This window comes from Cnuibacter sp. UC19_7, from assembly GCF_042699995.1.
Classification (GTDB): Bacteria; Actinomycetota; Actinomycetes; order Actinomycetales; family Microbacteriaceae; genus Cnuibacter.
The window spans coordinates 1,177,115-1,191,656 of sequence record NZ_CP170560.1; the positions used below are offsets into that span (position 1 = coordinate 1,177,115).

A 14,542-nucleotide genomic window follows, 5' to 3' on the forward strand; every position below is an offset into this window, starting at 1 on the left:
CGCTCAGCCGGTCGTCGCCTCGGGCACGAGGTCGTCGGGCTGGGGCCGCTCGACCGAGCCCGCGATGATCAGCAGCACGAGCGTGATCATGGATCCCGCGCCGAAGGCCACGATGCCCGCGTACATCCCGAGCGGCGTGGCCAACACGACGAGCACGACGAGGCCCGCGACCAACCCGGCGGCCGACACCAGCGAGACCGTCTTGGAGTGGCCCCCGGCCAGCAGGAGTGCCGCGGGGATGAGACCGATGGTGAAGACGAAGACCCCGACGAGAAGGAGCTCGAGGATCAGCACCGACTCCTGGTACGCCGCCCCGTAGAGCAGGGGCAGCACGAACGGGGCGAGCGCCGCGATCAGGCCGAACGCCACCGCGCAGACCCCGGTGAAGCCCAGCATGAGCACGATCGCGGACCGCTGGCGGAGGATGGCCCCTCGGCCCTGAGAGGCGAACTGCGGGATGACCACCTGGCTGACCGCTTGGCCGAGCATGGAGGCGGGCGTGGCCAGCGAGAAGGCCGCGGCGAACAGACCGGCCGGGATGCCCGGCTCGAGCACCTGGGCGGCGAGCATCGAGAGCTGGAGCAGACCGTTGGTGGCGAACCCGCCCAGGACGTTCCATGCGGCGAAGCGGAGAGCTGCACGCGTTTCGGCGGGGTCGACCTCCCCTCCCGCCGCCGTCTCGGCACTGCGCGGCTTCGGGCGCCGAGGCCAGGACAGTACGGCGAACACGGCGTACCCGAGGCTGATGGGCACCAGGATGAGGGGCTCGAGCCCCGCGACGAGCACAGCCACCAGGGCGGCGAACGCCAGAGCGGATGTGGCGGCGTCGGCGAGCGCGACGAAGCGGGCGCGGTGCTCGCCGAGCTTGACGCCGCGCGTGAAGATGTAGGCACTGTAGGCGACCACGAGGAATGCTCCCAGGAAGGCGCCCAGCGGATCGCTCCCGAGCCAGAGTGCGATCGGCACGGTGATCACCGCCAGCGCGCCCAGGGAGACCCACACGGAGCCGACGAGCGTGCGCTGCAGCGCGGAGCGGTCGTGTCCGCCGGCGTCGGCGAGCGCGAAGAAGCGGGAGACCGAGTTCGCCGCAGGCACCGGCCAGAGCAGGGTGAGGATGATCGAGAGCGTCAGCAGGGCGGACGTGTGTCCCAGCACCTCGGGCCCGAAGATCCGACCGACCAGCACGGTGTAGGCCAGCCGGACGAGGCCCTGGAGCCCGATGCCGATCGTCGACCAGAGCGCGGAGCCGCGCACGTCAGGCTCGCGGCCCACGCCGTCGACGCTCACGTGCCGGCCAGGGCGGCGAGGTAGACGAGTCCCGAGATCGCGGCGAACGACCGGACCACCCCGCGGCGATCCTTGAGCACCACGGAGGCGGCGAGAAGGAAAGCCGGGATCAGCGCGATCCCGTACCGGACAGGCAGCTGGAAGTAGTAACCGCTCACGAGGACGGTGCTCGCCACGAGGAGCGGACCCCCGATGACCGAGACGACGAGAGCGCTCCGCGCGATCCACACCTCGGGCGTGCCCTCACGCCCAGCGACGGTCAGCCACAAGACGCCCATGATCGAGATCCAGGAGACGATCGTGCCGGCGATGACGAGGGCGATGCTGTTGGCGCCCCCTGTGGGGTCGGTCGCCGCAGCCGGCAGGAACTTCAGGGCCTCGCGCACGATCGCGGCCACGGTGAGGGGGGCGCCGACGCCCTGGTCGGGCGAGGGTCCCGACGAGACCGCCGCGCGGACGGCGAGCCAGACGACCTGGCCCGCCGCGGAGAGGATGACCGCGAGCACTGCCGTGATGACGTCACGGGTAGCGAGGGTCCGCCAGAACCAGCCACCGCCGGTCTCGTCACGGCGCCGCCGCCAGGCCGACGACAAGGCGTGGCCGATGAGGGCGAGGCCGACGAGCGCCACCGCGAGGATGTTCTGCACCTTGAGCAGCACACCGAGGAACGACACCGCGAGGAGCGCGATCCTGCCGGACCTGCCCTGCATGATCCGGACGGCAAGCCAGAGCAAGGCGGCTCCGACCGCCAAGGACGGCGCATCGGTGCTGACGTAGGTCGACGACCAGAACACCGCGGGCGTGGCGATGAGCACGGCGCCCAGGGAGACGGCGAGTACCCGCCCGACCCCGATGCGCCGGAGCGCTGCGAAGAGGAAGAGCATGCCTGCCGAGAGCCAGATCGCGCCGGCGTAAGAGCCGGCGTCTGCGAGATCTGACACGCCGAGCAGGCGGAACGGCTGCGCGAGGACCCAGGTGACCGCGAAGTAGAGCGGAGTGTAGATGTCGGCAGAGGTCTTGCCCGCGAACGGCCAGTCGACGGTCGGCTCCGCAGCAGCGGTGAACGCGGCGCACTCTGCCGGGCGCGGATCCTGAACCAGGCGCACTCCCTTGCACAGCCACTCCCCTCGTGCGTAGTCGCCCGTGGGCTCGCCCTGCGTCACGACGAACTCAGTCGGGACCTTCTCGAGGTAGTCGACGTACACGAACTCGTCGATCGGCGAGAGAGCCGTGTTGCCTGGGACGTGGACGAGGACCGAGAGGAACGAGAGGAGGATCAAGACCAGCGGCGCGAGGACGGAGCGCAACCGCGCGGAACGCAACCCCCGCATAGTCAGGTCAACGTCCCATCCATAGGACCGCGGGGACCATCTGTCCACCCGCGCCTGCATGCTCCGCTACGGATACCGGCGCGTCGAAGGAGATCCGCGCCTCCACGACATCGGTCGCGGGGCCACGAGGCGCATCGAACTGGAGGATCCCGCCCTCGGCGGGGACGTCCGCCTGGCCGACCATCTCGATCTCCGAACCGTCTGCGCTGACGAGCGTGACCGTGCCCGACACCGTGCCATCGCCACTGCCTGGACGGACCACGATGGCCAGCGACTCCACCTGGCCGGCAGTCGCACCCACAGGCGCTTCCAGCGTGATCTCATCCGCCGTCCTTCCGGGGACGAAGACCAACGGAACCTCACGGGAGTTCGCGAAGTCGAGGTTGCCGCAGTCGCGACCCGCGACCCATCCGAAAGGATCGATCGGGGTGCAGACCACCTCGACACCGGCGTCGAGCAGACCCGCATCGCGCTGCCACTCGCTGACTCCCGACGACCCGAAGAGGTGCGGAGCACTCGCCGCGCGAGCCACATGCGCCCACCCGGCGAGGACGAACCAGGCGAGGAACACCACGACGCCGGCCGCTGCCATCCAGCGCCGCACCCCCTCTCGAGCGGGGATGACGTGCCAGCGGCGTTCCGAGAGCGTCGCGACGAGCGCGACCACCACGACCATGAGCCCCTCGATGACGCCGAAGACCCTGCGGTCGGTGACGCCTGTCACCATGCTCAGGTCGCTCGTGAAGACCAGGCTGTAAGTCGTCGCGTTGAGCGCGCAGCCGAACAGCACCGCGGAGAGACCGCCGATCACCAACGCCGACGTGGGACGGCGGTCGACGATCACGATGAGAACGACGAGGGCCAGTACGACGGCGCCGACGACGAGCTGGACCGCGACAGGCGCGTTGCCGTTCTGTCCGAGCACGATGGTGGCCAGCCATCCCAGGAAGTTGGTCAGGGCGGAGAGCCCCTTTGTGAACAGTGACGAGTCAGGGTTGTCCTGGTAGAGGCTCGCACTCTGCAGGGACCGCCAGAGCGTGGCCAGCTGAACCAGGGCAGCGACGGAGGAGACGAGAGCGATCAGGCGGAAGCGCCGACCGCTGAGGATCGCGGCGAACAGCACGAAGGGCAGCACCGTGATCACGGCGGGTTTCGAGATCATCAGAAGCGGCAGGACCCACGCCCACGCGGGGACCCGTCGCGGAGACGCGATGGCGAGGGCGCCGACGGCGATCGTGAAGACGATCGCGAAGTAGGTGAAGTTGATGAACGTGCGCGTCTCGAAGTCCGCGATCAAGAGGATGGCGGCGGCAGCGGCCGCACGCAGGAAGTCGTTTCCGATGAGCGGCCGGAAATGGGGCAGGCAGATGGCGGCGACGAGAAGTCCGCCCAGCACGAGTCCGGCCATCGTGTATGCGTAAGGGATGACCTCGGTCGACACGCCGATCCGGGAGAGCACGAGCGCGATGATGCGCTGCGGGAGCGGGATGTACCCGGCGTCCGTAGCGAAGAGCTGGTCGAACCAGGACGTGTCGAGGGTGCGCTGATAGTAGTTCGTCGCCATCTCGGCCCACATCGACCCGTTGGCGAAGATCGACGCCTGCGAAGCCAACTGCTGGAGGACGTAGCCGACCAGCACCGCGATGAACAACACGTAGGCGGTGAGCCCGCGTCGCTGCGGAACGTCCGCCGATCCGACGAGGCGCCGTCTGATGCGCTCGAGTCGACCGCCCGGCTTCAGCGCCACGGCGTCGAGCACACTGCGACGCGGCGGCGTCTGAGCTTCCGTCGTCATGGTCACCCGTTCCCGAAGATGCTGTCGGTCATTCGCTCCAGCTCGAGGAAGTCGTGCCAGCCGGTCACGTGGCCGGTCGCCTGCGCCGCGAGGACGAACCCGCGACCGCTGTCGATCAGACCCAGGTCGATGAGCTCCTGGACAGGCGCGTCGAAGTCACGGTCGCCTACGAACCAGACGTGCTCTCGCGCACCAGCGTGCACTCGTTCGAACAGCAGTCGGAACGGCTCGAGGGACTCCTTCTCACCCTTGGTCTCCTCGGAGCAGACGATGTGGTCGATCTCCCGCGTCAGGTCGAGATGGACGATCTTGCGGAACTGGATCTGCGCGGTGAGATCGGTGACGACAGCCGTGACGACGTTGTTGTAACGCAGGGTCTGGAGCATGCCAGAGACGCCCGGGCGCAGGACGGCGGCGCTGAGGTAGTTTCGCCAGTACTCCTGCTCCATCTGCAGCGCCATCACGGGCTCACTGCGGATGCCGAGTATCTCGAGAGCCTCATGACAGTAGAGCAGACGGGAGTGGCTGCTCGCCGTGCTCCCCAGGCGCGCCTTGACGTTCTGCCGGGCCTCGGCGAAGGCCTCCTCGAAGGCCGAGCCTCGGGCGCCGAGCTGAGCTCCCGCGAAGGCGCGGAGGGCCGACATTCCCGCGGCGTGCGCGATGTCGAAGTCGTAGAGGGTGTGGTCGAGGTCGAAGATCACCAGACTCGGCTGATTCGCGGTCACACGCGCTCCCATCTGTTGGCTCTGCGCTCGAGCAGAGCGGCCATCACGATCAGCTGCATCACACCCCGGCTCTTGCCCAACCACACGGGCTCGTCCACGAAGAGCTCCTCGGGTCGCACGATCAGCTTGCGTGCGATCTCGGCGGTGTCCGCGGCCGTGATCATCTCAGGGTAGACGGTCAGCTGCACTTCCCCGGGCGTCGGCAACCACTGGATGGTGCAGGGACAGTTCCCGAGGCCGGTCAGAAGGCGCTGCAGCTTCGTCATGAAGGTGAAGTCGCGGAGCACCGCCACCAGTCGCAGCTCCAGTTGCTGCTCGGTCACGCTGATCTCCTCGGGCAACGCCGTGACCGACTCGATCCGGAACTCCACATCCGAGAGAGGAGCCTGCGGCCAGACGTAGGCCTCAGCATCCGGGATACGGCGGTCGATCGAGGCGAGCACCGACGCGAGGTCCTGGTTCCGCTCCCCCACGTCGCGGTTGACCTTGAGCTGTCGACGCAGGCGTTCCTCCATCGACATGAACACCTTGAGGTCCGCAGTCTTGCGCACGTCGTCCGAGGTGAGCATGTGAAGTCCGTTGGTGACCACCAGCTCGCGCTGATCGATCGGGCGCTCCTTGGTGAAGCGCCCCCGCACATGGTCGTAGTGCTTGGCCCAGACAGCACGCCCGCGCATCAGTGTCACGGCGTCTCGTCCCATCGAGGCGAGATCGTTCGTCGCAGGATGGAGGTGGGTGGAGACCTGCCAGATGGGCGCCCCTCGCTCGTAGAGGTGGTAATCGTCGCCGAACAGGAAGCTCGTCGCCCGCTCACCGAACACGCCTGCCATCGAGATGCAGAGGGTGTCCTTGCCCGTACCGCTGTCTCCAGCGATCGCGATGGAGAGAGGCATCCGGCTCAACTTGTACTCGTCGAACCGCACCGCACCGCCTCGGTAGATCATGATCAGGGCGACCGCGCCGACGACGACGGTCGCCGTGGCCAGCACGGCACCCACGACGTCGCTCTGGTTCACGAACGGCCCGACCTCGATGAACCCCGTCTCGAGGATCGAGTCACCCGACTCCCACCTCCAGACCGCCCCGGACGCGCGAAGCGCCAGCGTGACGGAGGCCACCCACCAGAAGGCGTAGACCATCCACACAGACCGCGGGCTCGTGAGCACCGAGAGCATGGCGAGGAAGGGCACGGACCACAGGTACCACCCCGGGCTCGCCGGTGTGAGCAGGGTCACAGCCGTGAGCGTGATGCCGACCAGCATCACGAGCAGATCCGCGTTGCCGCGCTTGTACCGGTACTGGAGCCCGAGGAGGGCGCTGTAGACGATCGGCAGCAGCACGATCGTCAGACCGGGGCCCAGATCCGCGGTGTAGGAGAAGATCGACTGGCTCGTCGGCGTCGACAGCACCATCGCCCGGTACCCGGGCAGGACCGCGGGAAGCAGGGTGATGACGACACCCGGCAGGAGTCCGAGCAGGTAAGGCCCGAAGAACCTCCGGTATCGCGTGTTGCGAAGCAGGAAGATGATCACCAGGGGAGCCATCAGCGCCGACGAGTACTTCGCCGCGATGGCCAGACCGACGAGGAGACCGGACGCCGCCCAGCGATGCCGTTTGAGCGCGAGCGCACTCGCGAACATGAGGACCGTGGGAACCATGTCGAGCTGCCCATGGACGTAGGCGGCGTAGAAGACGATGGGCGAGAGGGCGAGGAGCGCCAGTACCGGACGCCAGTGCAGACCCGGCCATCGGGTGACGAGACGCCAGAGCACCATCTCGGCCACGAGGGTCCCGAGACCGATGCCGAGCTGGACCGCCAGGCTGCCCGGGAGCCATGCCGTGAGCAGCGCGAACGCGGCGTAGTAGACGAGCATGACAGGGCCGTAGGGGAACGCGGCCGCGTCGCCCCCAGCATCCAGGAACGACTGCCACGGGTCGATCGATGGCGTCGAGACCAGATGCCCCAAGAAGGGCGAGAACCACTGGGCCTGCGCGTCGGGGACGACGAGCAGGATGATCGCGAGGCGTGCGACGACGCCGAGGGCCAGGACGACCGCCAACGAACGGCGACCGTCGACGACCCGTCGGATCACCTCACCCACCACGGCGCCTCGGGCCGATGCCATGCATCGGGCCGTTTGGTGCAGATGCCGTCGATGCTCATCCCCGCCTCGACGAAGCGTTCGGTGATCGTGTCGAACTCGTCGTCCAGGGACCTGGCCTGCAGCTCGGGACTGACGATCATGATCCGATAGCCCAGCGTGCCGATGCGCGCGAGCTGGGCGGCACCGGGCCACGTGCCCCGGAAGGAGTCGAGCCAGACCCAGTCGGGTCGCGGATCGAGCGACGCCGCCGTCTCGATCGATTCGTACTCCGACACCCTGACCATCGTGCGTGTCTGGCCGCGGCGCAACGTCTTCACCATGAACGGGAACGACTGATCGAGGTAAGCCCAGTCACGCACACCGCGCTGCTCGAGGAGTTCCTCGATGCGAACCTCGAGCCCCTCCTCCTTCGTGTTCACCACGATGAAGCGGTGATCATAGTCGTCGAGCCACTCCTCGAAGTCGGGCCCGGGGAGGAATGCATCGTGTTCGAGGATCAGTCGATCTCCCTGACTCCGGAGGTCGATCTCGACTCCCAGGTCCTTGGGAAGCGCCCTCAGGGCAGCGGGCTCGTTGACGCGGTGCGAACAGATGAGCGTCATACGTTCCTCCTCAGCTGGAGGCTGTAGTCGACGGTGCGTCTTATGAACTTGCGCTTCGCAGCGAGGTCCGTGTTCCAGCTCGACTGGCCCCACTGACGGGGAACGAAGAGCACGGGGAACCGACGGATGGTGAACCCCCGGCGCTTCGCCTGAAAGTACGCGAAGAGGTCGAGGGAGAAGTCGTCCGGCGGGGTACCCCACTCGTCCATGAGCTGTCTGTCGAACAGCGTCGGCTGAGCGTTGATGTCTCGGAGCGGCTTCCGCATGAGGAGGCTCTCGAAGAGCGACATCCCCGCCGTGAAGACGCGGTCGCCCAGCGGCCTGCCGTAGCGACGCCCCTTGACCAGCACGCGACGATCGCCTCCCCTGACGCGCACGGCACGGAGGACGTCAGCGGGATCGGTCTGCAGATCTGCGTGTGTCCACCCCACCAGCTCTGCGGTCGAGACGGCGAGCCCGCTCGTGATGCCGTAACCGTAGCCTCGGTTCTCCCGCACCCTCGTCCATCTGACGATTCCCGGCCCCGCCGGGCCGTCCGGCTCACCCACGAGGGAGGTCAGGATCTCTGCGCTGGCGTCGGTCGACCCGTTGTCGACGAGGATCACCTCGCCGGAGCCGCGCTCCGCGACGAAGCGGCAGTGCTCGACGAGCTCGTGGAGCCCCTCCCCCTCGTTGTAGCAGGGGATCACCAAGGAGAAGACGGGATCACTCAACGGACTCCCCTTTCTGCTGACCGGTTCGGCCGCGGAAGACGAACAGGGACATGCCGATGAAGTTCCACACAGCAGATACCCCCGTCGCCACGACGAACGCCACGGGCAGCGTCAGACTCCAGTCGCTCGGGAGAAGCAGACGAACCCCGGCATTGACCACGACGTTGAGACCCAACGCGGCGGTGTACACGACGACGAAGAGCACCTCGCTCCATCGGCTACGGCGGGCGCCGAAGGTGAACCTCCAGTTCGCGAAGTACGCGAAGACGGCGCCGATGGCGAAGCTCAGCGCCTTCGCCAGGTCGTATTGCAGCCCGAGAGCGGAGAGAGCCCAGTAGGCCGCCGCGTCGATCACGACGGTAGTCCCCCCGACGATCAGGAACTTCCCGGCAGACGCCGCTGTCGCCTTGGCTCCTGACGACCTCTCCGTGCTGGGCACCGTCATCGGCTCACCTCGACGGGCCACGGATCGAACACCCGGAACGAGTGATCCAGATCACGCCGCGAGGTCGGCTCCACCATCACATCCGCGGCGAGGGAGTACGAGTGATTCGCCCACTTGTGGAAGCAGGACTGCCAATACCTCACCGCCTCGTACTCGGACGGGGTCCCGACGGACGCGAACGCCGTGGTCAAGAGCGCCACGACGCGACGCCCCTCGCGGAGGGCCCTCGGGATCAGGCTGTCGAGATAGAACTCGCCGTTCACCCTCTCGCCGTCGGCCATCAGCTCGTCGATCAGGCGGATCGCGGTGTCCCTCGATCCGAAGCTGAACGTCCCGATGACCACACCGCTGGGCCTGTCTGGCCGCCGCTTGAGCCAGACGTCGTCGATCAGGCCGGAGTCGTCCACTGCAGCCCAGCCGTACTGCTCGGGGGAACGGTCAGCCGCGCGATACGGGAGCGCGAGCCAGACCACGATGCCGTCTGGGCCGGCGAGGTCAAGCGCCGCGTCGAACGCTGCGCCCGTGATGGACGGCAGAGCGTCACACGCCCCGATGGTGACCGGCCCGTCATGCTCGAGCCCGGTCAGACCTGCCCTGGCCGACGCGGCCTGTCCTTCTGAGAGGCCGGGCAGAGTCACCATCGCGGCGTCCAGTCTCTTCGCGACGTCGCGGACGATGTGTCCCGAGGGGAGGTCCTCACGTGTGACCACGACCGTCTCGTGCCCCGGGATCGCCACCGTCGCGTGTTCCAGAACCGTCTTGTCGCCGAGGGGGAGAGCCGGCTTGGGGAGGTCGTATCCCGCGCGCGCGAACCGCGCCCCGGCTCCCGAGGCGAGGACGACGCGCGACGCGCTCGTCCTCGCTGCGCTGGGCCCTGCTTCGCGCTCCGTCCAGCTGGCGATCGCTCTGCTGAGCTCGAGGTACTCCTCGAAGTCCTGCGGGGTGCCCCACTGCATGAAGTGCTGCAGCGCCATCACCTCGACGCGACCGCCCGCCTCGAGGAGGGGCTTGTACGTCAGGCTGAGGTAGTACTCGCCCTTCAGGAGAAGACCCTGCTCGACCTGGCGATCCAGCGAGTCGAGCAGTATCCGGCCGTGGGCGAAGGCATACGTGCCGCTCGACGCGTACTCGTTCTCGGGGGTGTCGGTCCAGGGCTGCTTCTCCTGGATGTCCGCGACCAAGCCCCCGTCGTCCAGCTTGACGTACGCGTACGAGGTCGAGTGGACCATGTGCGGGTGATAGCCGGTGTAGCAGGGGATCACCCCGTCGACCTCGCCGGAGGCCAACCTCGCCGCCAGGTGATCAGCGTCCCAGTAGCAGGTGAAGTCGCAGTAGTTGACCACGACAGGACGATCGAGGTCGATGTGCTCGCGTGCCGACAGCACCGCGTCACCCGGGCCGAGTCCCGCCTGCTCCATCCGTACGATCACCGCCCCGGGACGACGCGATCGCAGCCTCCGCTCGAGGTCGAGCGCCGGATCATCGAGGTGGAGGGCATTGCAGACGAAGACGACATCATCCCAGCCGGGGTACATGTCGATGACATGATCGATGACGGTCTGTCCCTCCGCCTCCAGGAGGAACTTGGGTCGGTCGTATCCCGCCGCCGTGAAACGGCTGCTGATCCCCGTCATCGGGATGACCAGGAGCGGCTTCACCGCTTGAGCTTCTGACGCCACTTCTCCGCCTCCCAGTCGAGCAGTCGGTCGACCTCCTCCGACGATATCGCCGTGGACTCCTTCGCCACGCCGACCTGTCTCACCGCATCGACGAGACTCCAAGCGATCTCGATCTCGTCCGGACCGCACGAGGACGCGACCCAGACGGATCCGTCGTCCGCGATCACGCACGGCGACTCGCGCTCGGCATCAGAGGCAGCCGCGAAGGGCTTCCGCCCCAGGAACACCGCCGAGTCCGGCGTCAGCGGCCCGCTCAGCAGGATCGTCGTCTGCATGGGATCGACGCTGCCTGAGCCGGCGAGCCGCACGCCGAGCGGGCCTTCGGTGAGATCCGGGTCGGGAAGCGCCTCGCGCCGCCGGAGCCCCTCTTCGACCGCGACCAACGTGTCCCAGGTCGCGTCGGCGGTATCGGCCCCGACGACGATCCCATGGTTCTCCAGGAGCAGGACCAGGGGACGCTCGGCGTCCACCTCACCGTCGAGCACCTCGAACACGGCGACCGCGAGGTCGATCCCGGGGCGCGCATAGCGCACCACCTTGAGCTGGGCGTCGAGGCCGAGCTGGCCGAGCAAGGCACTCGGATCTGCGCTCAGGCCGGCACCGATGGCCCCGACGCCGTGGACGTGATAGACCCACCGATGAGGAAGAAGGGCGTGCAAGGCCGTCTCGATTGACGGACGCAACCCCAGCGCGGCGTACGCCGGGTCCACCAGGGGAGACAGGTCCTCCGTCTTCAGCACCGCCTCGCGGGTCTTCTCCAGATCGAGCGGAAGGAAGATCTCCCGGGTCTCCGCCTCGACCAACCGTGTGCCGGAGGACTTGATCCACATCGTGCGATCGACCTTGGCGGACAGGTTGCCGCCGGCGCCCTGAACGAGTCGCCGGTCGTCGCCGATCACCATCGAGTGCCGTTTCAAGGACGCCGACGACACCGATGACGGATCATTCTGATTCACCTGTAGATCATCCAATCGTGCGCGAGCCCTGACATCGTATGCGACGTCGGTCACGGTTCCGAAACCCATCCACGGCCAGCTGGAGATCCAGCTGGCGCGGCGATCAATTCACGACTGCTTTGCAGCCCAGCAGGCTGTTGTTGCCGATGTTGACGACCGCCTTGCCGATCGCGAACGCGCACACCGTGTACGTGCCACGCTGGGTCGCGGGCATCTGCCCGGTGAATCCGTGGGAACCGCCGACGCCGGGGAACGCGGCGCCGACATCGGGCCGCGCCTTGTCGGCGACCAGTGGATACCCGGTCATGCTGCCGTCAGGGGCGGTGACGTAGACGTCCACCGGGCTAGCCACACGCGGGATGTTCGCGTCGAACGCCCAGCCTGTCACGCTCAGCGTCGCCTGCGACCCGCGCTGGCTGATCGAGACCGCGTCGAAGGACCCGACCGGCGCGGTGGACGTGATCGAGAACGAACTGCACCTCATCAGGTTGTTGTTGCCGACCGCGAGCGGGGACACGGCGATCCCGAAGACGCAGACCTGGTACGAACCCGGCTTGGTGCCCAGGTCGATCGTCTCGTCGAAGCCGTGGTTCGCGCCGCTGCCGAACACAGCGTCGACGTCGGGCCGACTCTTGTTCGCCGTGAAGGGGTAGCCGGTCTGCTTGCCTGACGGGTCGATCACGTAGACGTTCACCGGGATCGACGTGGCGAGAGCTCCCTGATCGAACGCCCAACCGCTGACGTGCGCGAGCATCGAGCGGCCGGATTGATCGATGCTGATGTCGTCGACGGCACCGACCGGCGGGGTGTTCGGCAGGTTGATGGTCTTGCAGCCGAGAAGCACGTTCATGTTGCGCCAGAAGCCCGCGATCCCGTAGGCGCACGCCTGGTAGACGCCCGCGCCGTCGACGGGGATCGACGTCGACCAGCCGTGGGCAGAACCGGCGTTGGGATAGACGGCCCCGACGTCAGGCCGCGCCTGGTTCGCCTTGAGCGGGAAGCCCTTGACCGCCCCTGATGGATAGGTGACGTAGACATGCGCCTCGGTCGTCGTCGTGGGCGCGTCCGGGTCGAAGGTCCACCCGTTCACGGTGAGCTTGGTGGAGCCTCCACTGCCCGAGGTCGAGAGCGAGTCGTAGGATCCCGTCGGGACGCCCTGGGGGATGGTCACGGACTTGCAGTCGAGAAGCCGGTTCCCCGTGAGGCCGATGCCGTAGACGCACGCCTTGAAGGTACCTCCTGTCGTCACGTCGAACGAGTACGAGAACCCGTGGTTCGGACCCGCACCGCCGTAGGCGTTCCCGACGTCCGGACGCGACTGGTTCGCCTTGACGGGGGTGCCCTTCACCGACCCGTCGGGGTAGGTGACGTAGATGTGAGCCTCCAGCGTGGCGGAGGTGTTGTTCAGGTCGAGAGTCCAGCCGTTGAGCGACAGCGTCGCCTTCGACGGACCGGCGCTGAACGAGAACGCGTCGAAGGAACCAGCAGGGTTCGGTATCGTCGTCGGCGAGCCGAACCAGTCACTGTAGAGCCGCCAGAAGTTCCTGTTGCCATACGCGCTGCAGGAGTCGCCAGTGCCGTAGAGATTGGCGAGCGCGGCAGCGTTCGGCTGGTACGGGGTGTAGTTGTAGAGACCGGCGGTGGCGGCGTTCTGGATGAACACGGCGCTCGAGCCGCACGACGCGTCAGGGCTGTATCGGATGTAGTTGACGCGGCCCGCCTGATGGTTCCACGAGCTCGGGTTGGCGGCATAGGCCTTGAACTGCCGAGCGGCGTAATAGACCTGATAGAAGAACCCGCCGTAGGACGGATCGCAGGGAGCGGTGTCCGGGCAGCCCATGCCCGTCGCCGCGGCCAGTCTGCCGGGCGAAGGAGCCGACATCGAGATCAGGCCCTGCTCCTTCTCGAGCAGGACGAGCAGAGCCTTCTGACTGATGCCGCAGGCGGCGCCCACCTTGGCGATGATCGACGCGGCGGACTCGCTGGGCGAGCCCTGGTAGGTGTCGCATCGGCCGGAGACCGCGCCGATCGTCGGCGTGCTCTGGCTGTAGACGGCGAGGCAGTACGCGTTCGCGCAGTTCACCTTCGAGTTGAGGAAGGACTGCACCTCGTTCGCCGACATCGCCGAGCCGTTGAAGAACTGCTCGTCGGAGATGATGTATCCCGCGTTGAAGTCGCTGCCATTGGCCGCGACCGCGGTCTGCGGGGAGGAGAGCACGGCGAAACCGCTGAATCCCGTGATGGCGACAGCGGCCACCGCGACGATGGCGCACCAACGCTTGACGGCGTTCACGAGATGACCATCTGCACGGGCTGGGCGTCACCCAGCGAGACCGACGCCGAGGAGTAGTTCAACCCGACCTGCCAGGTCCCCGGCGGGAACTGCGAGGCGGGAAGCTGCACGAGCGGACATGATGTGCTGGTGCGGTCGGCGACACCGGTGGAGCTGGCCAGCAGCGTCGTGTCACCCAGGGTGAAGGTGAAGGTGCAGATCCCGCCGGACTCGATCACGTCGACGATGTAGCCGGAGGCGGACACATGGGCGCCGTCGGGATCGAGGCTCGCGACCGTGATGAAGGGTGTCGCCGACCCTGCGGAGGGCGTCGTCGGCTGGGGGTCCGGGCTCGGCGCCGGATCCGTGGTGGCTGTCGGCGAGGGCGGCGCGCTGGCGGTCGACGTCGGTGTCGGCGAGGAGGTGGGCGTGGTCGATGCCGGCAGGGTCGGGGAGGCGGTGGGTGCGGGGTCGGGTGTGCAGCCGGCAAGCGTCCCCAGCGCCACCAGCGCTGCGATGCTCACCGCGGCGAGTCTCTTCTTCGGCACGGGAACGCTTCCTCCAGGACGGACATCGGTGAGAGAGCGCGGGCCCCTCGCGCTCAGGCTAACAAACGGGACCGCTCACGCCGG

At 67.5% G+C, this 14,542-nt stretch carries 12 protein-coding genes; all 12 read right to left on the reverse strand.

Going from position 1 to position 14,542, the window contains the following annotated elements; genetic code table 11:
* Positions 1 to 3: 3 nt before the first annotated feature.
* The 12 genes from ACFJGV_RS05500 to ACFJGV_RS05555 are packed head-to-tail and all read right to left on the reverse strand — an operon-like array spanning position 4 to position 14,458.
* On the reverse strand, positions 4 to 1,272 hold the full coding sequence (locus tag ACFJGV_RS05500) for a lipopolysaccharide biosynthesis protein (RefSeq protein ID WP_378147447.1): 1,269 nt from the start codon (positions 1,270 to 1,272) through the stop codon (positions 4 to 6).
* An 11-nt stretch (positions 1,273 to 1,283) separates the two neighbouring features.
* On the reverse strand, positions 1,284 to 2,609 hold the full coding sequence (locus ACFJGV_RS05505; RefSeq protein WP_378147449.1) for a hypothetical protein: 1,326 nt from the start codon (positions 2,607 to 2,609) through the stop codon (positions 1,284 to 1,286).
* Between the two features lie 16 nt (positions 2,610 to 2,625).
* Complete coding sequence (locus tag ACFJGV_RS05510; protein ID WP_378147450.1) at positions 2,626 to 4,413, reverse strand: hypothetical protein; 1,788 nt, start codon at positions 4,411 to 4,413, stop codon at positions 2,626 to 2,628.
* 2 nt (positions 4,414 to 4,415) lie between these two features.
* Complete coding sequence (locus ACFJGV_RS05515; RefSeq protein ID WP_378147452.1) at positions 4,416 to 5,138, reverse strand: HAD family hydrolase; 723 nt, start codon at positions 5,136 to 5,138, stop codon at positions 4,416 to 4,418.
* Positions 5,135 to 7,264 carry a glycosyltransferase 87 family protein gene (locus ACFJGV_RS05520; protein WP_378147454.1) on the reverse strand — a complete coding sequence of 710 codons (2,130 nt, stop codon included), beginning with the start codon at positions 7,262 to 7,264 and terminating at the stop codon, positions 5,135 to 5,137. Before ACFJGV_RS05520 ends, ACFJGV_RS05515 begins: the two co-directional genes overlap by 4 nt.
* Positions 7,228 to 7,845 (reverse strand): hypothetical protein, encoded by a 618-nt coding sequence (locus ACFJGV_RS05525; RefSeq protein ID WP_378147456.1) that lies wholly within the window; start codon positions 7,843 to 7,845, stop codon positions 7,228 to 7,230. The genes ACFJGV_RS05520 and ACFJGV_RS05525 overlap by 37 nt, the downstream gene beginning before the upstream one ends.
* Positions 7,842 to 8,558, reverse strand: coding sequence for a glycosyltransferase family 2 protein (locus ACFJGV_RS05530; RefSeq protein WP_378147458.1), 717 nt, complete (start codon positions 8,556 to 8,558; stop codon positions 7,842 to 7,844). Before ACFJGV_RS05530 ends, ACFJGV_RS05525 begins: the two co-directional genes overlap by 4 nt.
* On the reverse strand, positions 8,551 to 9,003 hold the full coding sequence (locus ACFJGV_RS05535; RefSeq protein WP_378147459.1) for a GtrA family protein: 453 nt from the start codon (positions 9,001 to 9,003) through the stop codon (positions 8,551 to 8,553). The genes ACFJGV_RS05530 and ACFJGV_RS05535 overlap by 8 nt, the downstream gene beginning before the upstream one ends.
* Complete coding sequence (locus ACFJGV_RS05540; protein WP_378147460.1) at positions 9,000 to 10,661, reverse strand: NTP transferase domain-containing protein; 1,662 nt, start codon at positions 10,659 to 10,661, stop codon at positions 9,000 to 9,002. Before ACFJGV_RS05540 ends, ACFJGV_RS05535 begins: the two co-directional genes overlap by 4 nt.
* The gene (locus tag ACFJGV_RS05545) at positions 10,658 to 11,692 is read right to left on the reverse strand and encodes a class II aldolase/adducin family protein (RefSeq protein WP_378147462.1); all 1,035 of its coding nucleotides are present in this window, start codon (positions 11,690 to 11,692) and stop codon (positions 10,658 to 10,660) included. The genes ACFJGV_RS05540 and ACFJGV_RS05545 overlap by 4 nt, the downstream gene beginning before the upstream one ends.
* A 49-nt stretch (positions 11,693 to 11,741) precedes the next feature.
* The gene (locus ACFJGV_RS05550; protein ID WP_378147464.1) at positions 11,742 to 13,931 is read right to left on the reverse strand and encodes a hypothetical protein; all 2,190 of its coding nucleotides are present in this window, start codon (positions 13,929 to 13,931) and stop codon (positions 11,742 to 11,744) included.
* Positions 13,928 to 14,458, reverse strand: a complete 531-nt coding sequence (locus ACFJGV_RS05555) for a hypothetical protein (protein WP_378147466.1) — start codon at positions 14,456 to 14,458, stop codon at positions 13,928 to 13,930. The genes ACFJGV_RS05550 and ACFJGV_RS05555 overlap by 4 nt, the downstream gene beginning before the upstream one ends.
* Positions 14,459 to 14,542: the final 84 nt, after the last annotated feature.

Coding starts and splice junctions, on each gene's coding strand:
- ACFJGV_RS05510 (WP_378147450.1), bottom strand. CDS start 4,413: ATGACGACGGAAGCTCAGACGCCGCCGCGTCGCAGTGTGCTCGACGCC.
- ACFJGV_RS05520 (WP_378147454.1), bottom strand. CDS start 7,264: ATGGCATCGGCCCGAGGCGCCGTGGTGGGTGAGGTGATCCGACGGGTC.
- ACFJGV_RS05525 (WP_378147456.1), bottom strand. CDS start 7,845: ATGACGCTCATCTGTTCGCACCGCGTCAACGAGCCCGCTGCCCTGAGG.
- ACFJGV_RS05535 (WP_378147459.1), bottom strand. CDS start 9,003: ATGACGGTGCCCAGCACGGAGAGGTCGTCAGGAGCCAAGGCGACAGCG.